Raw genomic sequence first — 24,325 nt, 5'->3', positions numbered from 1 at the left:
GCTTATCGGATGGTGTCGTACATCTTCGTGACTTGCTGGCCGATCATGCCGTACATCGCGCGCGACACTTCACGGATGTCCGCACTGGTCGCGTCAATGCGCTGACGCAGCCGATCGTTCGTGCGACGCGTCTCCTCGGTGAGCGACATCTCGAACTCGCCAAGCACATCGTTATCGCGTCCGGCAAGCGAATCGTCGTTGGACACGACATCGAACGGCGACTTCACGAACTGGCTGACGCCCTTGGTCGTTTCGCCGACCGCCGTGCCGACCACTCGCAACTTGCCCAACTCGCCCCCAAACCCTGCCGCGCCCGATCCCACACCGCCGGCCAATGAGAAGGTGCCGGAGACGATACCGCCAATGGCCGAATACAGCCCGGCGCGGTAATGCAAGTTGTTGGCGTTGTACTTCTCGCTGCGCGCGGTCTGGCCGCGCTCGAAGACCATTGCATCGTGACGCGTGCGATACGCCTGGTCGGTGTTGCGCTCTGCCACCCGCATGGCGAGAAACAGGGCGATGAGCGCCTGCGCGGATTGAAGGCCGTCGACCTGCTCGCGAATGCGCGGCAATACGCGCGCGCCCTCGTCGTCGGTCGCGGCGCGTTGCTGGGCGTCGGAGGCGGCAATACCGGCCTGACGCGGATTCGCCGACGTCGAACTCAATGCATAAGTCATGTCATCACTCCGTAGGTAGACGACGCGGCGGAAAACCGCGTCCGAAAGATCCGCGCGGGCTCACGCCCGGGACAACGAGGCCGCGATACGAATGCGCATCTCGCCCGTTTTCTGCACTTGCTCGCCCGTGGACACTGCGATGTCGCTCTGCTGACCCACGAGCGTTTCCATCCGCTTGGCGGCACGTTTCTTGTCGTCGCCATTCATTTGCATGAGCATCTGCAGCCACATCATGTCGACGCCGAGATCGCGCGCTTCGAGTTGCAGTTTCGCGCGCTGTGCGCCGACGATCCCCTGCCCAAGGGCGTTGGCGCCGGTGAACGTGCCGCGCAGTGCGCCCGAGAGCGACCATGAGCCACGCGCCACGGCAAAATAGCCCTGAATATTCATGCTCGACGTGAAGGACTTGGTCAGTTCCTTCGATGTCACCGCCTTGCTCTTGGCGACTTGCTTCGCGGCGTTCTTTGCGACTTTGTCGAAAGCGCGCGAGGCCATCTGTTCGACCATCTGCTGCGTGAACTGCTCGGCCATGCGATTGAAGCCCGCTTTCGCCAGTCGGCGACCGCTCTGCGTGCCGCTTTGCAACAGCGACTTGCCCACGCGCTTTCCGACCTCGTTGCCGACGACGAAACCGATCTCGGAGACCACGCGAGACTTGATCGCCGCGACGGCAGCCTTGTCGCCCGACTTGACCGCCTGCTCCAGCGCCTCGCCCGCGCCCGCCTTGAACACACGGCTCGCGGCTTTGGTCGTCGCGCGCTTGGCAATGAAGCCCCTGATCGACGTGCCGAAGCCGACGACCATGCCGAGCATCTGGAACGCCAGTTGGGCGTGTCCCCACTTGGTCGCTTCTTTCTCGTGATAGGCCGCGTTCTTCGGGTCGACGAGCGCCATCGTCTTGTGGAACGCCACGCCGAGCCCGGCAATGCCTGCGCCAACATCGGCCACACCGCCCGCGATCATCAGCGGATTCATGCTGAGGACGCCCGTCACGACCTTGACCGCGCCGACCACCACGTCGACCGCCGCGATGAGCCAGTCGAACACCACGCCAAAGATGCCGCCTTTGCGGGCCTTGTTGGCATCCTCTGTCTTCGCGTCCATCTGCTCGCGATACTTCTTGATGTCCTCCTGACGCAGCTTTTCCTGACGCTCGCCCATCAACGTCAGCGCCCGCTGCGTGGACTTCGCGGTGTCGCCCAGCGCGTCCATCGCGATCATCGACGCCATCATCGCCAGCGTGGACGGATCGACGTTCTCGAGCGCAGAGAGCGTTGAGGCGTTCGCAGCGTTCGAAGTGCCGTCGGCGCTGGACGCCCCCAGCGCGTTCGCCGCCAGTCCGCTGCCGACGGCAAAGAGGCGATTCAGCAGGCGGGCGAACGCGTCGTCGGCGTCTTGCCAGTCGACGCCGGTCGACGGGTCTGGCGCAAAGTCCTCGGTGCGCAGCCAGTCCAAGCGTTCGCGTCGTTGACGAGCGGCATCCGGCGACTCGATGACGTCGTTCGCAACGGCGACGGCAGCTGCGGGCGCGTTGCCGACGTTGCCGGTCCAGGCAGGCGCGTACGCGGCTCGTGGGGAATAAATGGCGGTCATGTTGATTTAGGATCCGAAGTGGCATTCAGCGCGTCGCGCCGCGCCCGTGCCGAGCGGGCGAGCTTGTCGTGCTGAGGCAGTTGTCCGCAGATGCGCAGCGTTGCGTCAAACGATTTGCGAGCGAATTCCCGGTTGCCTGCGTGCTCGTAGCTCATCCCGGCGAGATACGGCGGGCGCGGGTCCGACGCGTGAATCAGGCCGGCTTTCGCGAAGCACGGCAGCGCCTGTTCGTGCTGCCCGAGTCGCTGGTAGCACAGGCCGAGCCCGAACCAATCGTCAAACGACCATTGGTCGAGCGTGGCGAGTACGAAGTACACCCGTTGCGCCGCCGCGATCTGGCCTTGGGCGAACCGCTGGCAGGCATGGGCGCGCACACGCGCGAGGTCCGCCTCGTCCAGATCGGCCAGCATGCGCAGCGCGCCCCCGCGTTCGAAGAATCGCGAAAGGATCGCTGGCGCGTCGTCCGCGCCCGGGGCCGGCGGCGCGGTGTCCAGGGACGTTGCCGCCATCATGTGCGCATCGACCCGTTGATCTGGTTGAGCTGCGAGCCCTGCGAACTGTAGATCGTGTTCACCAGCGTGGAGGCGCCGTTGTACTCCTGCAGCTTCTTGTTGATCTTGATCTGGTCAACCGTGCGGCTGTCAGAGGCCTGCTCGGTGAAGCCCTCGGCGGCAGCCTTCAGTGTGCGCAGATCGGACGCGTTGTATTGCGCGTTGCCTCCCGTCGGTGTGGTGTAGCCTGGCTCGCCGACCCGCTTGGTGCGCGACTCCCACTCCATCATGGTCTTCTTCGTCCCGTCGCCGTACACGGTGATCTGGATGTTGTGCTTGTCGAAGAACGCCCGGATGCCGTCACCGACGGTTTTCTTCTTCGACGTGTCCGAGCCGATGTCGTTGATCAGCGATTCGATCAGGTTCCCGACCTCGCGCGCCTCTTGTCCCTCTTTCTGACGTCGCTGCATTTCCTGGATCATGTGCTGCGCCTCGCCGTTGTTCATCTCCATCATCAACATGGCGTATTGCGCGAGCGTTCCGTGAAAATCTAGCGACTTCGTGACGCCACCGACATTGATGTCGCGCGTGAGTCCGGTTTGCGAGGGTACGAGGCGGGAAGAGGCGTACTGGATAGGCGTCATGACACTTGATTCCTGAAGTCGGTGAAATCGGGGCGGGCAAACGCGCGTCAATATCGACGCGCGACGGCAGACCTGCGCGGCCCTTTGGATCTTTGGATGCGGGTTAGATGCTGGTCACGATCTTCTTCATGATTTCGCCAAGTTTGGCGATCACCGCGTTGTAGAGCGTGAGGGTGTTGTCGTAGCGGGTAACGAAACGTTTGAGCTGGATCTGCTCGCTAGTGCTTGACGCCCCGTCGGTCAGGGCCAGCGACTGAAGCCGGGATTCCAGCGCCTTCAGAGCGGCCGCATCTAACGGCGTGTCGGCGGCCTGAGTCGACAGCAACTCGTGCCGAATCGCGAAGTCTCGCAGCGCTGGCGGCAACCCTTCGGGAGTCGTGCCCAGGGAAGCCCGCTGCGCCATGTCCCCCACTACCGTTGCAAAATCGCGGGCGTCGCGAGCGACGTTGATGCGCGTTTGCGCCTGCGCCAGCCACGCGTCGGCCATCGATTGCAGGGTAGTCAACTGATCGCTGGCGACGGCGATCGTCGAGAGCAGCGGATTTTGGGAATCGGTGGGCTTGGCGCGAAGCTGGCCAGCGACATCGGTGTACGCGCGCGATGGGGATGGGGTGCCGGAGATTCGATCGATCATGCCGAATCTCGTCTCAGGCGCAGACGCGGCGCACGGCGGGCGCACGCTTCGCGGGAACGGTTGACGCCGCGGCGAGCGGCACGGGCGCATCGGCGCGCATCCGGTCGAGCGTGTGCGCAAGGGCCGCCGTCATGCGACGAATTTCACGTTCGTCACGTTGAAATGCCTCGCTCCGCACGAGTGCCTCAAGACGCTTGAGCTTCTCGCGGGCGTCGGGGGTGCCGGCCGCTTCGAGACGCGCCACTTCGTCGAGCACCGCGTGGTAGTCCTGCATCTGGCGGTGCAACTTGCGCCCGGCCAGCTGCATGTCGGCGCATGCGCGTTCGTACTGAACGAGAAGATCGTCCGCCGCGTCCTGCACTGGAGCGACGGACGCGGGGGGCGTGAGGGTGGGATGTTGCAACGGGTCAGACATGGAAGCGCCTCCGTATGTTGCGGTCAGTCGAAAGACATAACGCATCGTACAAAGACACTCGACGCTCGCCTTTGCAAAGGCAGCATTCCCTTCCGGTATCACGCCGCACTTCAGTGATTTCCCATTCGCGCGGCGTGTTTATCGCTCACGATTCACTCACGCGACGCCGAACCCGCCCCCTCCCGGCGTCTCGACGACAAAGATGTCGCCCGGCTGCATTTGCGTGCGTCCGATGTGCGCCAGTGTCTCGCGCGTGCCATCCACGCGCTCCACGTAGTTCGCCCCCAGCGCCCCCACCGCCCCGCCTTGCGCCCCGAACGGCGCATGCACGCGGTTGTTGGAGAGAATCGACGCGGTCATCGGGGTAAGGAAGCGAATACGTCGCACGGCCCCGTTACCGCCATGCCAGCGCCCCGCGCCGCCCGACCCGACACGAATCCGGTGGCTCTCCAGGCGCACCGGATAGCGCCACTCCAGCACTTCGGGATCGGTCAGTCGCGAGTTGGTCATGTGCGTCTGTACCGCGTCGGCGCCATGGAATCCCTCGCCCGCACCGCTACCGCCCGCGATGGTCTCGTAGTACTGATACGTCTCGTTGCCGAATGTGAAGTTGTTCATCGTGCCCTGGCTCGACGCCACGCGTCCGAGCGCACCATAGAGCGCGTTGGTGATGGCGGACGACGTCTCCACGTTGCCGGACACCACCGCCGCCGGGTACACAGGATTGAGCATCGAGCCCTGTGGCACGATCACGGTCAGCGGCTTCAGGCAGCCCGCGTTGAGCGGAATGTCGTCGTCGACCAACGTGCGGAAGACGTACAGCACGGCGGCCATGCATACGGCCCGCGGCGCATTGAAGTTGTTCGGCAACTGCGCCGACGTTCCGGTGAAGTCGATGGTCGCGCCTTGCGTCGCGTGATCGACGCGAATTGCCACCTCGATCACCGCACCGTTATCCAGCGCGTAGCGATAGTGCCCGTCGGCCAACGCGCCGATCACGCGGCGCACGGCGGCTTCGGCGTTGTCCTGCACGTGCCCCATATAGGCGAGCACCACGTCGCGCCCGAACTCGCTCACCATGCGACGCAGTTCATCGACCCCCTTCTGGTTCGCCGCGACCTGCGCCCGCAGATCGGCCATGTTCTGGTCGATGTTGCGCGCCGGGTACCGCGCACCGGCCAGCAGCCCGCGCGTCTCGCGATCGCGCAGTTCGCCCGCCGCGACCAGTTGCCAGTTATCGATGAGCACCCCCTCCTCCTCGACGTGCGTCGAATCCGGCGGCATCGATCCCGGCGTGATCCCGCCGATATCCGCGTGATGGCCGCGCGAGCCGACGTAGAAGAGCGGCTCGGCGTTCGCGGCACCTTCCGCGCCCACGAACACCGGCGTGATGACCGTGACGTCCGGCAAATGCGTACCCCCGTGATACGGGTCGTTGAGCATGAAGACGTCGCCGTCGCGCATCTTGCCGCGATTGCGCTCGATCACCGTCTTGATGCTCTCGCCCATCGAGCCCAGATGCACCGGCATATGCGGCGCGTTGGCGATGAGGTTGCCGTCACGGTCGAACAGTGCGCACGAGAAATCCAGACGCTCCTTGATGTTCACCGAATACGCCGTGTTCTGCAGACGCAGCCCCATCTGTTCGGCAATCGACATGAAGAGATTGTTGAAGATCTCCAGACGCACCGGATCGGCTTGCGTGTCCCGGTCAGCGGCATCGCGTTGCGTGGCGCGCGGCACCACGCGCGCCAGCACGAGGTTGCCCTGCGCGCTCATCTGCGCCTGCCAGCCGGGCTCGATTACCGTCGTGCCGCTCTTCTCGGCAACGATGGCGGGCCCATCGATGGTGTCACCCGCGAGCAGCGTATCGCGGGCAAACAGCGCCGCCTCGTGCCAAGCGCCACCGGCGTAGAGCTTCACGCGATCGACCGCCTGCGGTGCGCCCGACGTGCGGGCATCGAGCGAAGCGATGTCGACGGGGGCGTCCGAGCGGCCGATGGCTTCGACCGACGCCACCTCGACGATCAGCGCCGCTCCGTCCATCAGGAACGAATAGCGCTGACGATAGGCGGCTTCGAAGGCCGCGCGCATTTGTGCGACGTTACCGAACGGCACCGCCAGCGCCGAATCGGTGCCCGCGTAACGCACATGAACTCGACGCACCGTGTCGATGCGTGACGGCGGCACGCCCTGCGAGAGCAGGACATTCACTGCGTCGTCGGCGAGCCCGCCAAGCGCGTCTTCCAGCGCCGCCAAGCCGTCGTCCGACAGCGGCGCTTCGATCATGCGCTCACGCATCGCTGTCTGATCCGCGAGGCCCATGCCGTAGGCCGAGAGCACGCCGGCGAGCGGATGCGCGAAGACCTTCGTCATGCCGAGCGCATCGGCAACGCCGCAGGCGTGCTGACCGCCCGCCCCGCCGAACGTCGTCAGCACGTAGCGGCTCACGTCGTGACCGCGCTGCACCGAGATCTTCTTGATGGCGTTGGCCATGCTGCCGATTGCGATTTCGAGGAAGCCTTCGGCGAGCGCTTCGGGCGTCTGATGGCGGCCGGTCGCCTGTTCGATCTCCGCGGCCAATGCGGTGAACTTCGCCACCACGACATCGCGGTCGAGCGGCTCGTTGGCGTGCGGGCCGAACACCTTCGGGAAATGCGCGGGCTGAATCTTGCCGAGCATGACGTTGCAGTCGGTGACCGTGAGCGGGCCGCCGCGTCGATACGCTGCCGGGCCCGGATTGGCGCCGGCCGAATCCGGCCCCACGCGCAGACGCGTGCCGTCGAACGACAACACCGACCCGCCACCCGCGGCCACCGTGTGGATGCTCATCATCGGCGCGCGCATGCGCACCCCGGCGACTTGCGTTTCGAACACGCGCTCGAACTCGCCGTGGTAATGCGAGACGTCGGTCGACGTGCCGCCCATGTCGAAACCGATCACCCGCTCGAAGCCTGCCGCGCTCGACGCGCGCACCATCCCGACGATGCCACCGGCCGGGCCGGACAGAATGGCGTCCTTGCCCTGGAAGTTGTCGGCACGGGTGAGGCCGCCGCTACTCTGCATGAACTGCAGATTGACGCCCGGCATTTCCTGCGCGACTTGCTCGACGTAGCGTCGCAGGATCGGCGACAGATACGCGTCGACGACGGTCGTGTCGCCGCGCGAGACGAGCTTCATGAGCGGCGAGACTTCGTGCGAGACGGACACTTGCGAGAAGCCCAGCTCGCGCGCCATCGTCGCCAGCGCCTTTTCGTGGGCCTGATAACGATAGCCATGCATCAGCACGATGGCGAGTGCGCGGATCCCCTTGGCGTAGACCGCTTCCAGTGCGCGGCGCGTCGCCTCGGCATCGAGTTCGCGCACGATTTCACCATGCGCACCGACACGTTCGTCGATCTCGACGACCTCCGCATACAGCGCCTCCGGCAATGCGATATCGAGATCGAACAGGCGCGGGCGGTTCTGATAGGCGATGCGCAGCGCGTCGCGAAACCCTTGCGTCGTCACGAGCGCGAGCGGCTCGCCCTTGCGTTCGAGCAGCGCGTTGGTGGCCACGGTGGTTCCCATTTTCACCATCTCGACCCGCTCGGGCGTGATCGGCTCGCCCGGCGCGAGGTCCAGCAGGTGACGGATGCCGGCCACGGCGGCGTCGCGATATTGCTCGGGGTTCTCGGAGAGCAGCTTGTGCGTGACGAGCGTGCCGTCTGGGCGCCGGGCCACGATGTCGGTGAAGGTACCGCCGCGGTCGATCCAGAACTGCCAGCGTGAAGCGGTCTGGTGCGCAGGCGCGCGGTTTTGAGCGGAGGGCGTGAGGGCGTTCGTCATGGGGTCACTCGCAAAGCAATGGTCAAACGTGAATCGACGGGGTGACGGTGCCGGGGCACCGTCGTCATGCTGTGTTGGCGCGGGGCGCGCGTGTCCCGGCGTGTGGCGCGGCCGATGTCGTCCGCCGCGCCACACACTCGCAAATCTCGCTACCGGGAGAATTAAAGAGAAGTCATCGGACGCGGCAGCGACGGCTGCCGCGGTATTTCATTGGCACAGGGTGTCGCGTGTCACTGCGTGTGCGCCTCGAGCGAATCGAGATCACGGCCACGCGTCTCGGGCAGCGTGAGCGCCGCGAGAATCAGCACGCCGTAGGCCACGCCGGCGAAGATCCCGATGGTCGTGCCCAGGCCGTATTGCTTCGAGAGCATGCCGATCAGGAACGGGAACAGGGCGCCCACGGCACGGCCGACGTTGTAGCAGAAGCCCTGGCCGGAACCGCGCACGCGGGTCGGGAACAACTCGGTCAGGAATGCGCCCATGCCGCTGAAGATGCCCGAGGCGAAGAAACCGAGGGGGAAGCCGAGCCAGAACATGGCGCTATCGGTCAGCGGCAACGACGTGTACGAGAACGCGATCACCATCGAGCCCACGGCGAACAGAATGAAGTTCGGCTTGCGGCCGAGCCGGTCCGTCAGATACGAGCTGACCAAATAGCCGACCCACGAGCCGAAGATGATCATGGCGAGGTAGCCGCCGGTGCCCATCACCGTGAGATGGCGCTCCGTCTTCAGGTACGTGGGCAGCCACGTCGTGATGGCGTAGTAGCCGCCTTGTGCGCCGGTGGTCAACAGGGCGGCGCGAATCGTCGTCGAGAGCAATGCCGGGCTGAAGATGGCCGCCAGGCCGGGCGCGTCGTCCGACGTCTGCTTGGCCTTCTCCTTCTGATAGACCTCCGGCTCCTGCACGTAGCGACGAATGAAAAGCACGAGCAGCGCGGGCAGCAGGCCGATCAGGAACAGTCCGCGCCAGGCCATTTCGGCGGGGAACAGCGAGAACAGCACCGAGTAGAGAATGGCCGTCAGGCCCCAGCCGATGGCCCAGCCGGACTGCACGAGCCCCACGGCCTTGCCACGGTCGCGGGCGCGCATCACTTCACCGATGAGCACGGCGCCGGCCGTCCATTCGCCGCCGAAACCGAAGCCCATGAGCGCACGCGCGGCGAGCAGTTGATGGTAGTTCTGCGCGAGTCCGCACAGCCCGGTGAAGACGGCGAACCACAGCACGGTGAGCTGCAGTGTGCGCACACGACCGATGCGATCCGACAGAATGCCGGCCGCCCAGCCGCCAAGCGCCGAGGCGAGCAGCGTGAGCGTGCCGATGAAGCCCGCGTCGGCAAGGCTGATGCCCCACGTCGCGACCAGCGTCGGAATGACGAAGCTCAGCATCTGGGTGTCCATGCCGTCGAGCATGTAACCGACCTTGCAGCTCCAGAAGGCACGCTTTTGGCGCGGGGTGGCGTCGCCGTACCAGCCGAACAGGCTGCCGCCTTTGTCAGACGTATCCAACGTGCCGGCGGAGACTGCCGCCGCCGGGGGCGCGAGAGGGGTTTTGCTTTCCATGAGAAAAAAAGGCTCCGGTGATGTCGTGACTTGCCGTGTGATGTGCCCTCGGGCCGCGCTCTCCGATGGGCGTGTGCGGTCACCGGCAGGCGATCCTTCCCCTGCCGCCTCCCGTCATGGCGCGGTGTTTCTGTCGTGCTTGGTGCTCGGGTAAAGCTTCAGTGATGCGTGCTGCTTGCGTGAAATTTGCGGGGTGCTTCAGGTCATGCGTCGCTGGCCGGTATTGCCGTGATGCCAGGGTGCCGTGCAACGCACGTCGCGCGCGATCAGAAAACGGCGAGCGACGCGTTCGGGATATCCGTCATCAGCATGTAGCCCGGCCGGTGCGCGATGGCGACTGGCAGCCTGGCCTCCATGATTGCGGTCTGCGGCGTCACGCCACAGGCCCAGTAGACAGGCAGCTCGCCGTCGCGAATGGTGACGGCGTCGCCAAACTCCGGCTTATTCAAATCCGCGATGCCGAGCGCCGCCGGGTCACCGATATGGATCGGCGCGCCGTGCACGCCGGGGAACCGGCTCGTGATCTGCACAGCGCGAATGGCATCGGCCCCCTTCATCGGGCGCATCGACACGACCAGCTCGCCACCGAACTTTCCGGCGCGCTGATTGGCGATATTGGTTCGATACATCGGCACGTTGCGTCCCTCTTCCACGTGACGCAACCCAATGCCCGCCTGCGCCAGCATGCCCTCAAAGGAGAACGAGCAGCCGATGGCGAAGACGACGAAGTCGTCCTGCCAGACTTCGGCCAGGTGATCGACCTGTTCGGCGAGCTTGCCGTCGCGGTAAACGTTGTAACCCGGCACGTCGGTGCGGATATCCACCTCGCGACCCAGCGCCGGCACGTGCCATTGCCCTGGCTCGCCCACGCCGAGCAGCGGGCACGCCTTCGGATTGCTTTGGCAGAAGCGCAGGAAGTCGTGTGCGTAAGCCTCCGGCAGAATCGCGAGGTTGGCTTGCGCGAAGTCGCCGCAGTACCCGGCGGTCGGCTTGCGGAACTGACCGCTGCGCACGGCCTGACGGAAGGCGAAGGGCGTGATGGCGTCGCGTTGCGAGGCGAGGTCGACGAGCACGGCGGGATGGTTCATGACAGCTCCGGCATTGAGGGGGATGCATCGGTGGCATCGGATGGCTGAAGCATAGAAAGAAAAAAAAGTTGTCGCTAACGAGTTTTTCTACGCGCTGCCGTATAGAATTTCTTAACAACGTCACGGGTTTTCCCGAGGTTCGTTGTTTTTTTCTTCTCCGATCCGAGGTCAAATTTTGGGCACGCTCCCGACCCGCCGAGTCCCATGAACACGCGATTTCTCGAAACGTTCGTCACGCTGGCCAAGCTGCGCAACTTCCGTGCGACGGCCGCGGCACTGCACGCCACGCCGGCGGCGATCTCACAGCGGCTCAAGGCGCTCGAGGAGGAGCTGAAAACCGTGCTGGTCGATCGCGACACTCGCGAATTTCGTCTCACACCCAACGGCGAATACCTGCTGGGCTATGCCAAGGCGGTGGTGGAGGCGGCGCGCCGTCTGCAGACGGCGGCATCGGGCGAAAGCACCTTGCGCGGACGGTTGCGTCTCGGCGTGATCGAGACCGTCGTGCATAGCTGGCTGCCGCACTATCTGCGACGCCTGGCGGCCGACTATCCCTCGCTGGAAGTCGAGTTGACGGTGGACGTCTCGGTGCAGTTGCAGCGCCGCCTGATCGCGGACGAGCTCGATCTCATCATCCGCGTGGAGGGCAGCGACGACAGCAGCGTGGTGTGCGATGCGCTCGCCAACTATCCGGTGCACTGGATCGCGCGCACGGGCATGTTTCCGAACACGCGCAGCGGGCTCGCGAAGCAGGTGCTGCAGCATCCGATCCTGACCTACGGGCGCGGCACGGCGCCGCACCGGGCGCTCGAGGACATCGTGGCGAAACTGGCGGGCGTGCACGGCGTGCCCCTCTCGGAGACGCGCATCACCGGGTCGCCGTCGATTGCCGTGATCGTGCAGCTGGTGAGAGACGGCTTTGGTGTCGCGGCGATTCCGCGGCTGTTCGTCGACGATCTGATTGCGAGCGGTGAAGTCGCGGAGCTGCCGTTGCAGCCGGCGCCGCCGTCCATCGTGGTGTCGATGTCGCGACGTGCCGACGCCCCGCTCTTCGTGCATGGGGCGGCCACGGCCGCGCGCACGGCGTGCTCGGAATACTGCCGCAAGAGCGACCGGCGGCTGGTGGAATTGTTGTGAGGCGTCGCGGCGGGCGCTCGGTGCGATCTACCGAAAATGCGCCAGCCGCGTGAGGAACGTGTAGTCGGCTTCCGCGGCCATGAGGGCCATCAGCACAAGCAACGCGAGCGGCGGAATCAGGATCGCGTAGACGAGTGCGAGCCGCTCCCAGCGCATGTGCATGAACACCGCCACGATCAGGCCGGCCTTGGCCACCATCAGCGCGAGAATCAGCCCCCATCGCAAGTAGCCCTGCAGATCGGCGTAGTCGACGAGGTACGACAGCGTCGAGAGCACGAACAACAGCCCCCACACCTTGAGATAGAGGCTGACCGAATGCTGTTGGCCCGAGTGTTCGCCGCTGGCGCCAGACGCTTGCGTTGCGGATGTCGCAGAGGATTCCATCGCTCCTCCTACCAGAGATAAAACAGCGCAAAGATGAACACCCAGACGAGATCGACGAAGTGCCAGTAAAGGCCCGCGATCTCGACGAGCTGGTAGTTGCCGCGCCGTTCGAGTGTGCCGTTGAGCACCTTGCGCATCACCGTGAGCAGATAGATGACGCCCGCACTCACGTGCAGCCCGTGAAAGCCCGTGATCATGAAGAAGCACGCACCGAACTGCGCTGCGCCCATCGCATTGCCCCAGGGCCGGATGCCTTCGTGCACGATCAGGTTGGTCCACTCGAATGCTTGCATGCCGACGAACGCCATGCCGAAATAGGCCGTGGCGAGAATGCAGGCGGCCGTCTTGTCGCGATCGCGCCGGTAGGCGTAGTTCACCGCCATCGCCATGGTGCCGCTGCTGGTGATGAGCGTGAACGTCATGATGGCGATGAGCAGCAGCGGCACCGGATGGCCGTTCACATTGAGCGCGAATATCTCCGCCGGATTTGGCCAGGGGGCGGTCGTCGAGATGCGCACCGTCATGTAGCCGATGAGGAAGCTGCTGAACACGAACGTGTCCGAGAGCAGGAAGATCCACATCATCGCCTTGCCCCATGGCACGTGGAACGCGGCGCGATCTCCCGACCAATCGGTGACGACGCCGCGCCAGCCGGCGGGTAATTCGGTCGACGAGGACGATGCAGACGAAGGCGTATTCACGATGTCGCTCCTCGACGCGTTACGAACCGACGGCGGCAGTGCCGCACAGTCGCTGCGCGATCTCCGGCGTGAGATTGACGATGGCCGCGAACAGCACGATCCAGAGCACGAAAAGGAAGTGCCAGTACTGCGCGGTCAACGACAGGCGTCGTGCGCGCGCGGCATGGGTAAGCCGACGCGACGCGAGGCACGCCCACGCCACGCCGCCCCCGAGCAGATGCAGCGCGTGTAACCCCGTGAGCAGGTAGAAGAAGCTATTGGCGGGATTGCCGGCCACGCCGAAGTGGCGCAGGGTCAGGTCATGCCACACCCAAAGTTGCCCGATGACGAACGCGAGCGCGAACCCACCCGCCAGCGCCCAGTCCCGACGTGAGCGTCGCAACTCTCCGTGTCGAGCTTGCCAGACCGACGACTGCATCACGAGGCATGCGGCGGCCAGCATCCCCGTGTTGATCCACAGTGCGTTGATCGACGGTAGCGGACGCCAGTCTCCGAGACTCATGCGCATCACATACGCCACGAGCATCAGCGCGAACAGCATGCCGATCACACCCATGAGCCACCAGAGCGCGACCTGCGACGCCGCGCGACGCTGCGGCTGAGCGATGGGCACGCCCCCCGATGGCGGGGACGGCCATGACGGAGCGGGCTTCATGGTGCGGCTCCCTTGGGTGACTTGGGTGACTTGGGCGGTGGGGGCGGCGGCGTGTCGCGACGGTGCAGCGCCGCCGAGTCGCCCTGTACGAGCGTGGCGGGGCGTCGTGGATCTGGGGCGAGGTTCTGCGGCACGACGTCGTCGATGTCGCCCGGTACGCTGTATTCATAAGGCCAGCGATAGACCACGGGCGCAATCGGCCCCCAGTTACCATGCTCAGGCGGCACGTCGGGCGTTTGCCATTCGAGCGACGCCGCACGCCACGGGTTCGCGCCGGCCGGCTTGCCGTGCCGCACGCTCCAGGCGAGGTTGAACAGGAACAGCAATTGCCCGGCGGCCACGATGAACGCCGCTATCGAGATGTAGGCGTTCATCGTGTGCGCCGACTCGGGGATGAAACTGTAGCCCTTGAACTCGTAGTAGCGGCGCGGCATGCCGAGAATGCCGAGGTAGTGCATCGGGAAGAAGATCGCGTAGGTGCCGAGGAACGTGATCCAGAAATGCCATTGGCCGAGGCGGTCGTTCATCCGTCTGCCGGTGATGAGCGGATACCAGTGGTAGATGCCGCCGAAGATCACGAGCAGCGGCGACACGCCCATCACCATGTGGAAGTGCGCGACCACGAAGTAGGTATTCGACAGCGGCATGTCGACGCTGACGTTGCCGAGGAAGAGTCCGGTGAGGCCGCCGATCACGAAGGTGCTGATGAAGCCGATGGCGAACAGCATCGGCACGGTCAGATGGATGTCACCGCGCCACAGCGTGAGCACCCAGTTGTAGACCTTGATCGCGGTAGGGATGGCGATGATGAGGGTGGTCGTGGCGAAGAAGAATCCGAAGTACGGATTCATGCCGCTGATGAACATGTGGTGCGCCCAGACGACGACCGAGAGCGCGCCGATGGCGAGGATCGCCCAGACCATCATGCGGTAGCCGAAGATGTTCTTGCGTGCGTGCACGCTGATGAGATCCGAGACGATGCCGAAGGCGGGCAGCGCGACGATGTACACCTCGGGGTGGCCGAAGAACCAGAACAGGTGCTGAAACAGCAGCGGGCTGCCGCCGCGATAGTCGAGCGGTTGGCCCATCGACACGATGGCCGGCATGAAGAAGCTCGTGTGCAGGGTCTTGTCGAGCAGCATCATGACGGCGGAGACAAACAATGCCGGGAAGGCCAGCAACGCGAGCACCGTGGCCATCACGATGCCCCAGACCGTGAGCGGCATGCGCAGCAATGTCATGCCTTCGGCGCGTGCTTGCAGCACGGTGGTGACGTAATTGAGGCCGCCCATCGTGGCGGCCACGATGAAGATGGCCAGCGAGACGAGCATCAGCACGATGCCCCACTCGGTGCCCGGCGTGCCGGGGAGAATCGCTTGCGGGGGGTAGAGTGTCCAGCCCGCGCCGGTCGGGCCGCCGGGCACGAAGAAGCTCACCATCAGCACGATGACGGCGAGCAGGTAGACCCAGTAACTGAGCATGTTCAGGAACGGGAAGACCATGTCGCGCGCCCCGACCATCAGCGGGATGAGGTAGTTACCGAAGCCGCCGAGGAACAGTGCCGTGAGCAGGTAGATCACCATGATCATGCCGTGCATGGTGACGTACTGGTAGTAGTGGTTGGCGTCGATGAAGGAGAACTTGCCCGGGAACCCCAGTTGCATGCGCATGAGGTTCGAGAGGACGAGCCCGACGAGTCCCACGGCGATGGCCGTGCACGCGTATTGCACTGCAATCACCTTGTGGTCCTGGCTCCAGACATATTTCGTCCAGAAGCTGTGCGGAGCGCCGTGGTACCCACCGGCGTGGGCTGCACTGTCGGAACTGTCGGAGTCGCCGGTCATGACTTGTCTCCCTGTGGGATCTGTCGCTGATTCGAGTTGTGTTGTCTCGTGTTGTGTTGTCTTGTGGCGTCTCGCGCTATGTCGTTCTGCGTGGTGCTATGTCGCACGGTGCCGCACCATGTCTAGGTATGTCGTGTCGTCTCGTGCTGTCTCGTGCGATCTCGTGCTGTCTCGTGTCGTGTTGTCCCCTGCTGTCCCGTCTTGCGTCGCGGCGCTGACCTTGCGGTGCATTCTTCCGATGTTTCCGTGGTGATGCGTCTGCGAGGATGCGTCTACAAAATCCGAGGTCGCGCTAAGGCGCGGGGCGAATCATCGGCACGCGCGGCTGCGCGGGCCCCGACGGCGGATTGACGGGCTGTGCCGGCGGGATAGCCAGTGGCGGCAACGTCGTGTTCGGGTCGTTCTGCAACGGTAGCCCCGGCGCTTGCCCCGGCCGGCGTGCCGGCTGAGACGGCGGCTGCGAGCTTGAGCTTGACGGACCGGATGGCGTCAGCGGCGCGTACTGTGCGGGCGGACGCGGTGTCAGCAGTGAGTTTTGGGCGAGTTGTACGGCGGGCTGAGCGCGAGCCGATTGGGTCGTCAGGCCCAACGCTACCGGTTGGAGAGGCGCGTGCATGGCAGCGGCGGGCGCAGGCGTTGCCGGCTGTGAAGGGGCGGCCTCCGGGGGCGGCGCGGAACCCAGCGTCCGGATGTACGTGATGAGCGCCTTTAGCTCGTCGTCAGTGAGATCGAGCTTGGGCATGATTGGCGCGAAGCCCTTGGGCACTCGTGCGGTCGGATTGCGGATGAAGGTCGCCAGGTACGCGTCGTCGACGTGCGCCGAACTGCCATCCTGAAACGTCTGCGTCGTGCCGTACAGACCTTTCCAGGTCGGCCCGACGCCGGGCGAGCCGTCGACCGTGTGGCACGCGGCACAGCCCTTCGCCTGCGCCAGCAATTTGCCTTTCGCCGCGAGCGGGTCAGACGTCGCCGCCCCGGCATGTTGCGCTTGCAGTGCAGCAAAGGTGGGGAGTGTGGCCACCCAGGCGTCGTAGGCGGGCTTGTCGTCGACCACAACAACGCCGCGCATGTTGGCGTGGCCGACGCCACAAAGCTGTGCGCAGAGGATGTCGAAGCGCCCGATTCGCGTGGGAGTGAGCCACATCTGCGTGACCATGCCCGGCACCATGTTCATGCGCGTGCGGAAGGGCGGGACGTAGAAGTCATGAAGGACATCTTTGGCGCGCAGCAGCAATTTCACTGGCTGGCCGACGAGCAAATGCAGTTCGGGGGCGTCGACGATACGGTTGTCCTGATTCGCGGGATCCTTGGGATTCAGGCCGAGCGGGTTGTCCGCGGTGACATAGCTCGGGTCGGAACTGCCGAGCCGCCCGTCGGGGCCCGGCAGGCGGAAACGCCATTGCCACTGCTGGCCGACGACTTCGACGACATGAGCATTGGCGGGGGGATTGATGAGTTTGGCATAGACGAATAGGCCCGGTGCGAGCATGGCGGCTATGCCAACGGTTGTGATACCGATGAGCCAAGCTTCGAGACGCCGGTTGTGGGGCTCGTAGGCCGCGCGGTGCCCGTCGCGATGGCGGTAACGGTAGATCGCCCAGGCAACGAAGAGATTGACGGCGGCAAAGGCCACGCCGGTGATCACCAGCGTGATCGTGAGGGTGTCGTCCATCTGGCGCCAGTTAGACGCCAGCGGCGTCTGCCACCACGGGCTCCAGAAATGGAAGGCCAGGGCGGCGGCGACCAAGGCGGTTAGGAGGACGGGGAGGGCCATGGCGCGCCGTGCTACCGGGCTGTGCGAGCGCCCGGATGCGCGCTCGCGCCACAATCGCCGTACAAGATTATCTGCACGTTGCCGTCCTCCCCATCCGATTTTCTGCCGACCGCTCGTATCACGTCTGCAGGTGCAGCCTTTGACCCGGCAGCTGGATCGAATGCTGAACACCGCTTGGCAGCCTGCCGGGACACCTGTGCGCACGAAGGCCTGATGGCTCCACCTTTCTTAGGCTAGTTGGTCGATGTGAGGAGTCAAGGCCCGTAGGATGGCGCGGGCTGCAGAGCGAAGATGGATCGGACCAAGATCTGATCCATCCCGGAGATTTGATAGATTTAGGTGGATGGACGGTTGTGTGTCAAGCAAGACTTATTGGCGTTGCGCGCCAACGTTGCCGCCGGAGAACGTGGCACGAGCCAACGCGACCAACAGGCTCAACAACAGGCCCAGAGCGAAACCACCCGCCACATAAAGCGACTTGACGGGTGAACTTGGTTTGAGCGGCGTGTAGACTTCCCCAACAAGACGCGTCGGATAAGAGCGCAGTGGGTCCAGCGCACTCTCAAGGCCAAGCTCGCGCTCTTGCAACGCCACAAGCTGTCCCGTCGACAACGAGGCAATATTGCCAAGCAGCAAGCCACGGGTGCTCATGTCACCCTGCGCCGCTCCAGTATCGAGCGCCTGATTGCCTTCGGCGAGACGCTTCTTGATCGCCGCAATGTCCGACTGCGTGTCCGCAAGCGCTGTCTTGAGACGCGCCATCGTCGTATCGAACAACGCCTGATCGCGCATCGAATACTCTTGCCACACCGCATTGAGGGTTTTCTCGGCCTCTTCCGGCGAGCGCCGCGAAACCTGCACATTGATCATGTCGAGCGCCTTCGCCGGCGATGCGCGCAACGAAGAGAATGCAAGTTGCGATTCCGGTCGGGCGTCTTCCGCGAGTTTAATCCCCAGACGCTTGAGCACAGCCAGCTTGAAGCTCGGCTCGCTCAGACGCTCCACCCCCGACAGCGCCGTTCCAATCGGGATTGCCGGCCCCTTTCCTTCTGCCGCCTGAATCTGACCCACCTGGATCGTCATTCGCGCAGTCCAGTTCGGCTGAACGATCAGGGAAACCACGAGGCCAATCACAGCACCGGCCATGCAACTTCCAACAATGAGCCACAAATAGGACCTGAAGAACTGCGCGAGCGACATTTCGTCACTCGATGAAACCTTTACCGTGGGCATAAGATTGTGATATCAGAGGGGAAATCGAATAACTAGCGCGCAATTATATAGGAGTGAATCTTCCCAAGATTCATCAAAATCACAAGTTTCGGTTTTGTCTACCACAACGAAATCTCGATTCGTGCATCTTCCCGTTGCGACCCCATGGCCTCTGCCTAAATTCCTCTGAAAATGACCATGAAGTCTGACATCGTGGATTCTTTTCGAGAATGCAACGGCTCGAAAGGCGGAGAAAGGTGTGTATTCCGGTACAATGCAGGCCGCGCGGTTTCGGGCACGCACTCGGAGTTACCTGACGCCGCGGTTCTCGTGGCACCAAGATAACAAATCAGCAGATCCACGCCCCTCGGGCCAGATCGGTCAAGGCCGGCGAAGGTTCGTTTCATTGTTAGATGAGAACAACACTCGTTGCATCAAAACGTAAGCGTTGTAGCCCGACGGGTGGGGGCTCTGCCACAATTGGTATTTGTAGCGCACCCGTTTAATGCAAATAAGAATCATTACTGCCGACACGAGCGATGTCGGTCTCATGACCCGCATTCATCTCGCAAGACTGGGCGATCGGGCAGCGTGCCCTGCCATAGGCTTGATGCGCTACCGACGCGATGTTAATCGCGTGGATTTCCCTGTCGAAATGCTCCGGCCCTTTAAGGGCACAGATAGAACATGTGCCGCCCGGCATCTACCAGGATCGACGGACCGGGTGTCAGGCCCGAGCGATCGGGATCGGCTCGCATCGTGCCGAATTCCGAAAAATGTCCGGGGGCTGTCCCGGACGGACAAGACGTTTTCGTCCCCCGCGGGTATTACGGTGCGGGGGTTTGAGTATTACGGCATCGGCCGCTCCTGAAGCAACTGGTTATGCGCAACTACAACTCTCGCCAGCGTATCTTGGTGACCGGCGGCGCCGGCTTTCTCGGCTCGCATCTCTGTGAACGACTGCTCGGTCAGGGGCATGAAGTCCTGTGCGTCGACAATCTGTTTACCGGCGCTAAGCAAAACATCGAACATCTGCTCGCTAACCCCCGGTTCGAGTTCATTCGTCATGACGTGACGTTCCCGCTCTACCTCGAAGTCGATCAGATTTACAACATGGCGTGCCCGGCATCGCCGGTGCACTACCAGCACGATCCGGTGCAGACGACCAAGACGTCCGTGCATGGTGCGATCAATATGCTTGGTCTGGCCAAGCGCGTCGGCGCCCGCATCTTCCAGGCATCGACCAGCGAAGTCTATGGCGACCCGGTGGTGCATCCGCAGCCGGAGAGCTACTGGGGCAATGTGAACCCGATCGGTATCCGCTCGTGCTACGACGAAGGCAAGCGCTGCGCCGAAACCCTGTTCTTCGACTACCACCGTCAGCACGCGTTGGATATCAAGGTCGCGCGCATTTTCAACACGTACGGCCCGCGCATGCATCAGAACGACGGACGTGTCGTGTCGAACTTCATCATGCAAGCGCTGTGCGGCGAGCCGATCACCATCTTCGGCGAAGGCCGTCAGACCCGGTCATTCTGCTACGTTGACGATCTGATCAGCGGTATCATCGCGCTGATGGAGACCCCAAAGGGCTTCACCGGACCGATGAATCTCGGCAATCCCCATGAGATAACCATGCTTGAGTTGGCATCGACCATCATCGAACTCACGGGATCAAAGTCCGAAATCGCATTCAAGCCGTTACCCGCCGATGACCCGACGCAACGCCAACCGGATACGCGACTTGCCGAGTCGGTTATCGGGTGGAAACCGACCGTGGCATTGCGTGAAGGTCTGCAGCAGACCGTTCAGTACTTTCGCGCATTCGTCTAACGCCCAGTAATCGCACTTAGTGCACTTCTCGCAGTTCGGAATAGATTCGCAATGTTCAACGATAAATCGATTTTGATCACGGGCGGCACCGGGTCGTTCGGCAAAAAATACGTCCGCACCATCCTCGCTCGCTACAAGCCAAAGCGCTTGGTGATTTACTCGCGCGACGAACTCAAGCAGTTCGAAATGGCGCAGGAGTTCAACGATCCGTGCATGCGCTACTTCATCGGCGACGTTCGCGATGGCGAACGACTATCGCAAGCCATGCGCGGCGTTGACTACGTCATTCACGCAGCTGCGCTCAAGCAAGTGCCTGCGGCAGAATACAATCCGCTCGAATGCATCAAGACGAATATTCACGGCGCGGAAAACGTCATCAACGCCTCCATCGCGAATAACGTCCACAAGGTCATCGCGCTGTCGACGGACAAGGCCGCCAATCCGATCAACCTTTACGGCGCAACCAAGCTCGCTTCGGACAAGCTGTTCGTCGCAGCCAACAACATGGTCGGCGCGAATCAAACGTCGTTCGCCGTTGTGCGCTATGGCAACGTGGTCGGCTCGCGTGGCTCGGTGGTTCCGTTCTTCCAGAAGCTGCTCGACGAAGGCAACAAGAAGCTGCCGGTCACGCATCGCGAAATGACGCGCTTCTGGATCAGCTTGCAAGACGGCGTGGATTTCGTGCTGAAGAATTTCGAGCGCATGCACGGCGGCGAAATTTTCGTGCCGAAGATTCCTTCGATCCGTATTACGGATCTCGTGGAAGCCATGGCCCCCGGCATCGACATGGACGAAGTTGGTATCCGCCCGGGCGAGAAGCTTCATGAAATCATGTGCCCGGCCGACGACTCGCACCTGACGCTCGAATTCGGCGATCACTACGTGCTGCGCCCGACGATCAAGTTCAATCATGCCGACTTCGACTACACGACGAACATGCTCAGCGAGCAAAGTACGCCGGTCAAGCAAGGCTTCGAATACAACTCGGGCAACAACCCGCACTTCCTTTCGCCAGCCGAAATCCGCGAATTCAATGTGAAGGCGATGGCATGATTCCGTACGGCCGGCAGGATATTTCTCAGGAAGACATTGACGCCGTCACCGCGGTACTCCAGTCGGATTTTCTGACGCAGGGTCCGGCCGTGCCAGCCTTCGAGCAAGCCGTCGCCACCTATGTCGGCGCACCTCACGGTGTGGCGGTCAACAGCGCGACGTCTGCCCTTCACATCGCGTGCATGGCGCTTGGCGTGGGTCCGGGTGACACCGTCTGGACCAGCCCGAACACGTTCGTCGCTTCAGCGAACTGCGCGCGATACTGCGGTGCCGATGTCGATTTCGTCGACATCGATGTGCGCACGTATTCGATGTGCGCCGAGCAACTGGAGCGCAAGCTCAAGGAAGCGTCGACTTGCGGCAAGCTGCCCAAGGTCGTCATTCCCGTCGCCTTCGCCGGTCAGTCCAGTGACATGCGTCGTATGCGCGAGTTGGCGAACGAATATGGCTTCGCGATCATCGAAGACGCATCGCATGCGATCGGCGGACTTTATCTTGATCACCCGATCGGCGGCAGCGAATTTGCGGACATCACCGTTTTCAGCTTCCACCCTGTCAAGATTGTCACGACAGCCGAAGGCGGCCTTTGTATTACGCACTCGGCCGCACTGGCCGACGCGATGCGCCGTGCGCGCTCGCACGGCATCACGCGAGATCCGGCGCAGATGACAGCGAAGTCCGAAGGTGACTGGTATTACCAGCAACTTGATCTGGGCTACAACTATCGGATGACCGAGATGCAGGCTGCGTTGGGCGTGAGTCAGATGACGCGCATCGATTCGTTTGTCGCGCGCCGTCACGCGCTGGCCAAGCGCTACGACGCGTTGTTGGCCGACCTGCCGCTGACCACGCCATTCCAGTCGCCCGACGGCTATTCCGGACTCCACCTGTATCCGATCATGGTCGACGATGCGAGCCGTCGCCGCGAGACGTTCGACCGGATGCGTGCGGCCGGTGTGCATGTCAACGTGCACTATATTCCGGTGCACCTCCAGCCGTACTACGCACAGATGGGCTTCAAGGCAGGCGACTTCCCGACGGCGGAAGGCTATTACGCCCGCGCGATCAGTCTGCCGATGTTCCCGACGCTCACGGAAGCGCAGCAGGACTACGTCGCAAAGACCCTCGGAGAGTCGCTGCAATGAAACTGGCGCTGGGAACGGTCCAGTTCGGACTGGCTTACGGCATCACCAACGCCAGCGGTCAGGTCTCCGAAAGCACGGCGCGCGACATTCTTCTACGCGCAAAGGACGCCGGTGTCGAGGTCCTCGACACCGCCGCAGCCTACGGTGAAAGTGAAATAGTACTCGGCCGCGCGCACAGCGAAACGCGCGGCTTTCGCATTATCAGCAAGACGCTCCCGCTGGCATCCGCCGGCGAAAGCGATCCGGTGGGTCAGGTCGTCGCACGTGTCGGCGAATCGCTCGCGCGCCTGCGCGTTACGCAGCTCGACGGGCTCCTCGTCCATCACGCGAGCGACCTTCTCGGTTCGCACGGCAAGGCACTGTACAGTGCCCTTCAAAGGCTGCGCGGCAACGGCGCAATTGCCCAGCTCGGCACGTCGGTTTACACACCGGAAGAAGCCCGCGCGATTGCGCAGGACTTCGCGATCGACCTGATTCAGGTGCCGATCAACGTGCTCGATCAATCGTTTGCCACATCGGGAACGTTGGCGTGGCTGCGCGAACGCAATATCGAAGTCCACACACGATCGGCATTCCTGCAAGGATTGTTGATGGCCGACGTACTGCCATCCTTCCTCAAATCGCTGACGCCAGGGTTCGAACGCTTTCGGGACATCTGCCGGGAAGCAGGCCTGAGCCCGCTGGAAGGCGCACTGTCTTTCCTGCGCACCTTGCCGATCGACCACATCGTCACGGGCGTGCAGAACGTGGCGCAACTCGACGAAATCGTTGCCGCCTGGCAGCGAGTCCAGACACTGAATGTCGATGGCTTTGCCGCCTGCAACATGGCAACCTCGCCTGCCGTCAATCCGGCGAACTGGGCGCGAATGCTCAAGGAGTCGACATGACCATCATCGCGTTGCTTCAAGCACGTTGCAGTTCGAGCCGTCTGCCGGGAAAAGTGCTAAAGCCTTTGCTCGGTCAACCGATGATCCTGAGGCAGATCGAGCGGCTGCGTCGGGTGCGCCGTATCGATGAACTGGTGGTGGTGACCAGCGAAGAATCGTCCGACGACGAACTTGCCGGGGTTTGCCACAACGCCGGTGTGCCTGTGTTTCGCGGCAGTCTGAACGATGTGCTCGATCGCTTCTATCGCGCGATCGAATCGAAGACGGTCGACCACGTGGTCCGCCTAACCGCCGATTGCCCGTTGACCGACCCGGCAACTGTCGACGCCGTCATCGATCTCTATCTCAAGGGCGGATTCGATTACGCCAGCAACACGCTACCGCCGACGTATCCCGATGGTCTGGACGCCGAGATTTTCCAGGCCGAAGTGCTGCGCACGATCTGGCGCGAAGCGTCGCAGCCGTCTGAGCGCGAGCACGTCACCTCGTTCATCTACAAGCACCCGGAACGCTTCCGACTCGGCAATCTGACCAACGATCGCGACCTGTCCTCGCTGCGCTGGACCGTGGATACCCCCGCAGATTTCCTTTTCGCCGAGGCGGTGTACGAAGCGCTATACGCCGAGAATCCGGCGTTCGATTATGCCGACGTGCTGGCGCTGCTCGCCCGTAGCCCTGAATTGCAGTTGCTCAATACCGAACAGGCCCGGAACGCGGGCTATTTGGCGTCCCTTTCCCAAGACGCGCTCACTACCCCCAAGGGGTGAT

Annotated in this window: 20 protein-coding genes and 1 pseudogene; 6 read left to right on the top strand and 15 right to left on the bottom strand. The window is 63.2% G+C overall.

Features of this window, described 5'->3' with window-relative positions:
• Positions 1-2: 2 nt before the first annotated feature.
• The 9 genes from PanNE5_RS08390 to PanNE5_RS08350 form a co-directional block, all read right to left on the bottom strand.
• Positions 3-677 (bottom strand): hypothetical protein, encoded by a 675-nt coding sequence (locus tag PanNE5_RS08390; RefSeq protein WP_017233536.1) that lies wholly within the window; start codon positions 675-677, stop codon positions 3-5.
• 60 nt (positions 678-737) lie between these two features.
• Complete coding sequence (sctE, locus tag PanNE5_RS08385) at positions 738-2,270, bottom strand: type III secretion system translocon subunit SctE (protein WP_261939607.1); 1,533 nt, start codon at positions 2,268-2,270, stop codon at positions 738-740.
• A complete protein-coding gene (locus PanNE5_RS08380; protein ID WP_017233538.1) occupies positions 2,267-2,782 on the bottom strand; it encodes a tetratricopeptide repeat protein in 516 nt (171 codons plus the stop codon). Before PanNE5_RS08380 ends, sctE begins: the two co-directional genes overlap by 4 nt.
• On the bottom strand, positions 2,779-3,405 hold the full coding sequence (locus PanNE5_RS08375; protein ID WP_017233539.1) for a hypothetical protein: 627 nt from the start codon (positions 3,403-3,405) through the stop codon (positions 2,779-2,781). The genes PanNE5_RS08380 and PanNE5_RS08375 overlap by 4 nt, the downstream gene beginning before the upstream one ends.
• 103 nt (positions 3,406-3,508) lie before the next feature.
• Complete coding sequence (locus PanNE5_RS08370) at positions 3,509-4,039, bottom strand: hypothetical protein (RefSeq protein WP_261939606.1); 531 nt, start codon at positions 4,037-4,039, stop codon at positions 3,509-3,511.
• Between the two features lie 13 nt (positions 4,040-4,052).
• Entirely contained in the window at positions 4,053-4,454 is a 402-nt protein-coding gene (locus tag PanNE5_RS08365) for a hypothetical protein (protein ID WP_150564587.1), read from the bottom strand.
• A 156-nt stretch (positions 4,455-4,610) separates the two neighbouring features.
• Positions 4,611-8,282 (bottom strand): hydantoinase B/oxoprolinase family protein, encoded by a 3,672-nt coding sequence (locus PanNE5_RS08360; RefSeq protein WP_261939605.1) that lies wholly within the window; start codon positions 8,280-8,282, stop codon positions 4,611-4,613.
• A 230-nt stretch (positions 8,283-8,512) separates the two neighbouring features.
• Entirely contained in the window at positions 8,513-9,844 is a 1,332-nt protein-coding gene (locus PanNE5_RS08355) for an MFS transporter (protein ID WP_150564585.1), read from the bottom strand.
• A gap of 266 nt (positions 9,845-10,110) precedes the next feature.
• A complete protein-coding gene (locus PanNE5_RS08350; RefSeq protein ID WP_261939825.1) occupies positions 10,111-10,884 on the bottom strand; it encodes a putative hydro-lyase in 774 nt (257 codons plus the stop codon).
• Positions 10,885-11,136: 252 nt separating this feature from the next.
• Here PanNE5_RS08350 and PanNE5_RS08345 point away from each other — a divergent pair, with 252 nt between their 5' ends.
• Entirely contained in the window at positions 11,137-12,069 is a 933-nt protein-coding gene (locus tag PanNE5_RS08345; RefSeq protein ID WP_261939604.1) for a LysR family transcriptional regulator, read from the top strand.
• Positions 12,070-12,096: 27 nt separating this feature from the next.
• Here the strand turns inward: PanNE5_RS08345 and PanNE5_RS08340 are convergent, their stop codons facing one another.
• The 6 genes and pseudogenes from PanNE5_RS08340 to PanNE5_RS08315 all read right to left on the bottom strand — a co-directional run bounded on the left by PanNE5_RS08340 (position 12,097) and on the right by PanNE5_RS08315 (position 18,573).
• Complete coding sequence (locus PanNE5_RS08340) at positions 12,097-12,453, bottom strand: cytochrome C oxidase subunit IV family protein (protein WP_017233546.1); 357 nt, start codon at positions 12,451-12,453, stop codon at positions 12,097-12,099.
• A gap of 8 nt (positions 12,454-12,461) precedes the next feature.
• Positions 12,462-13,154, bottom strand: a complete 693-nt coding sequence (locus PanNE5_RS08335) for a heme-copper oxidase subunit III family protein (RefSeq protein WP_150564583.1) — start codon at positions 13,152-13,154, stop codon at positions 12,462-12,464.
• 19 nt (positions 13,155-13,173) lie between these two features.
• Complete coding sequence (locus PanNE5_RS08330; protein ID WP_017233548.1) at positions 13,174-13,809, bottom strand: heme-copper oxidase subunit III; 636 nt, start codon at positions 13,807-13,809, stop codon at positions 13,174-13,176.
• Positions 13,806-15,653 (bottom strand): cytochrome c oxidase subunit I, encoded by a 1,848-nt coding sequence (gene ctaD / locus PanNE5_RS08325; protein ID WP_261939603.1) that lies wholly within the window; start codon positions 15,651-15,653, stop codon positions 13,806-13,808. The genes PanNE5_RS08330 and ctaD overlap by 4 nt, the downstream gene beginning before the upstream one ends.
• Before the next feature lie 652 nt (positions 15,654-16,305).
• Positions 16,306-17,427: pseudogene (locus PanNE5_RS08320) on the bottom strand (c-type cytochrome); the annotation flags it as partial.
• 369 nt (positions 17,428-17,796) lie between these two features.
• Positions 17,797-18,573, bottom strand: a complete 777-nt coding sequence (locus tag PanNE5_RS08315) for a hypothetical protein (protein WP_157211434.1) — start codon at positions 18,571-18,573, stop codon at positions 17,797-17,799.
• Between the two features lie 948 nt (positions 18,574-19,521).
• On the opposite strand from PanNE5_RS08315, the gene PanNE5_RS08310 reads away from it, so the two are divergent.
• Genes PanNE5_RS08310 through PanNE5_RS08290 form a run of 5 tightly spaced genes read left to right on the top strand, consistent with a single transcriptional unit; the run spans position 19,522 to position 24,324 of the window.
• Positions 19,522-20,472: a UDP-glucuronic acid decarboxylase family protein gene (locus tag PanNE5_RS08310; RefSeq protein WP_017233552.1), complete on the top strand. Its 951-nt coding sequence runs from the start codon at positions 19,522-19,524 to the stop codon at positions 20,470-20,472.
• Between the two features lie 51 nt (positions 20,473-20,523).
• Positions 20,524-21,525 (top strand): UDP-N-acetylglucosamine 4,6-dehydratase (inverting), encoded by a 1,002-nt coding sequence (gene pseB, locus PanNE5_RS08305; RefSeq protein WP_261939602.1) that lies wholly within the window; start codon positions 20,524-20,526, stop codon positions 21,523-21,525.
• The gene (gene pseC, locus PanNE5_RS08300) at positions 21,522-22,670 is read left to right on the top strand and encodes a UDP-4-amino-4,6-dideoxy-N-acetyl-beta-L-altrosamine transaminase (RefSeq protein ID WP_261939601.1); all 1,149 of its coding nucleotides are present in this window, start codon (positions 21,522-21,524) and stop codon (positions 22,668-22,670) included. The genes pseB and pseC overlap by 4 nt, the downstream gene beginning before the upstream one ends.
• Entirely contained in the window at positions 22,667-23,557 is an 891-nt protein-coding gene (locus PanNE5_RS08295) for an aldo/keto reductase (RefSeq protein WP_017233555.1), read from the top strand. The genes pseC and PanNE5_RS08295 overlap by 4 nt, the downstream gene beginning before the upstream one ends.
• The gene (locus tag PanNE5_RS08290; RefSeq protein WP_017233556.1) at positions 23,554-24,324 is read left to right on the top strand and encodes a cytidylyltransferase domain-containing protein; all 771 of its coding nucleotides are present in this window, start codon (positions 23,554-23,556) and stop codon (positions 24,322-24,324) included. Before PanNE5_RS08295 ends, PanNE5_RS08290 begins: the two co-directional genes overlap by 4 nt.
• The last annotated feature ends 1 nt before the right edge of the window (position 24,325 follow it).

The organism is Pandoraea sp. NE5, assembly GCF_024363545.1.
GTDB classification, from domain to species: Bacteria; Pseudomonadota; Gammaproteobacteria; order Burkholderiales; family Burkholderiaceae; genus Pandoraea; species Pandoraea cepalis.
The sequence above is the reverse complement of the archived record's forward strand: the minus strand, read 5'-3'. Positions and strand labels throughout refer to the sequence as shown.

What these genes read in the sequence shown, in the direction of transcription:
- PanNE5_RS08345 (WP_261939604.1), top strand. Translation starts at nt 11,137, where the DNA reads ATGAACACGCGATTTCTCGAAACGTTCGTCACGCTGGCCAAGCTGCGC.
- sctE (WP_261939607.1), bottom strand. Translation starts at nt 2,270, where the DNA reads ATGACCGCCATTTATTCCCCACGAGCCGCGTACGCGCCTGCCTGGACC.
- PanNE5_RS08290 (WP_017233556.1), top strand. Translation starts at nt 23,554, where the DNA reads ATGACCATCATCGCGTTGCTTCAAGCACGTTGCAGTTCGAGCCGTCTG.
- PanNE5_RS08375 (WP_017233539.1), bottom strand. Translation starts at nt 3,405, where the DNA reads ATGACGCCTATCCAGTACGCCTCTTCCCGCCTCGTACCCTCGCAAACC.
- PanNE5_RS08360 (WP_261939605.1), bottom strand. Translation starts at nt 8,282, where the DNA reads ATGACGAACGCCCTCACGCCCTCCGCTCAAAACCGCGCGCCTGCGCAC.
- ctaD (WP_261939603.1), bottom strand. Translation starts at nt 15,653, where the DNA reads ATGACCGGCGACTCCGACAGTTCCGACAGTGCAGCCCACGCCGGTGGG.
- PanNE5_RS08370 (WP_261939606.1), bottom strand. Translation starts at nt 4,039, where the DNA reads ATGATCGATCGAATCTCCGGCACCCCATCCCCATCGCGCGCGTACACC.
- PanNE5_RS08310 (WP_017233552.1), top strand. Translation starts at nt 19,522, where the DNA reads ATGCGCAACTACAACTCTCGCCAGCGTATCTTGGTGACCGGCGGCGCC.
- PanNE5_RS08295 (WP_017233555.1), top strand. Translation starts at nt 22,667, where the DNA reads ATGAAACTGGCGCTGGGAACGGTCCAGTTCGGACTGGCTTACGGCATC.
- PanNE5_RS08315 (WP_157211434.1), bottom strand. Translation starts at nt 18,573, where the DNA reads ATGGCCGGTGCTGTGATTGGCCTCGTGGTTTCCCTGATCGTTCAGCCG.
- PanNE5_RS08340 (WP_017233546.1), bottom strand. Translation starts at nt 12,453, where the DNA reads ATGGAATCCTCTGCGACATCCGCAACGCAAGCGTCTGGCGCCAGCGGC.
- pseC (WP_261939601.1), top strand. Translation starts at nt 21,522, where the DNA reads ATGATTCCGTACGGCCGGCAGGATATTTCTCAGGAAGACATTGACGCC.
- PanNE5_RS08330 (WP_017233548.1), bottom strand. Translation starts at nt 13,809, where the DNA reads ATGAAGCCCGCTCCGTCATGGCCGTCCCCGCCATCGGGGGGCGTGCCC.
- PanNE5_RS08355 (WP_150564585.1), bottom strand. Translation starts at nt 9,844, where the DNA reads ATGGAAAGCAAAACCCCTCTCGCGCCCCCGGCGGCGGCAGTCTCCGCC.
- PanNE5_RS08365 (WP_150564587.1), bottom strand. Translation starts at nt 4,454, where the DNA reads ATGTCTGACCCGTTGCAACATCCCACCCTCACGCCCCCCGCGTCCGTC.
- pseB (WP_261939602.1), top strand. Translation starts at nt 20,524, where the DNA reads ATGTTCAACGATAAATCGATTTTGATCACGGGCGGCACCGGGTCGTTC.
- PanNE5_RS08390 (WP_017233536.1), bottom strand. Translation starts at nt 677, where the DNA reads ATGACTTATGCATTGAGTTCGACGTCGGCGAATCCGCGTCAGGCCGGT.
- PanNE5_RS08380 (WP_017233538.1), bottom strand. Translation starts at nt 2,782, where the DNA reads ATGATGGCGGCAACGTCCCTGGACACCGCGCCGCCGGCCCCGGGCGCG.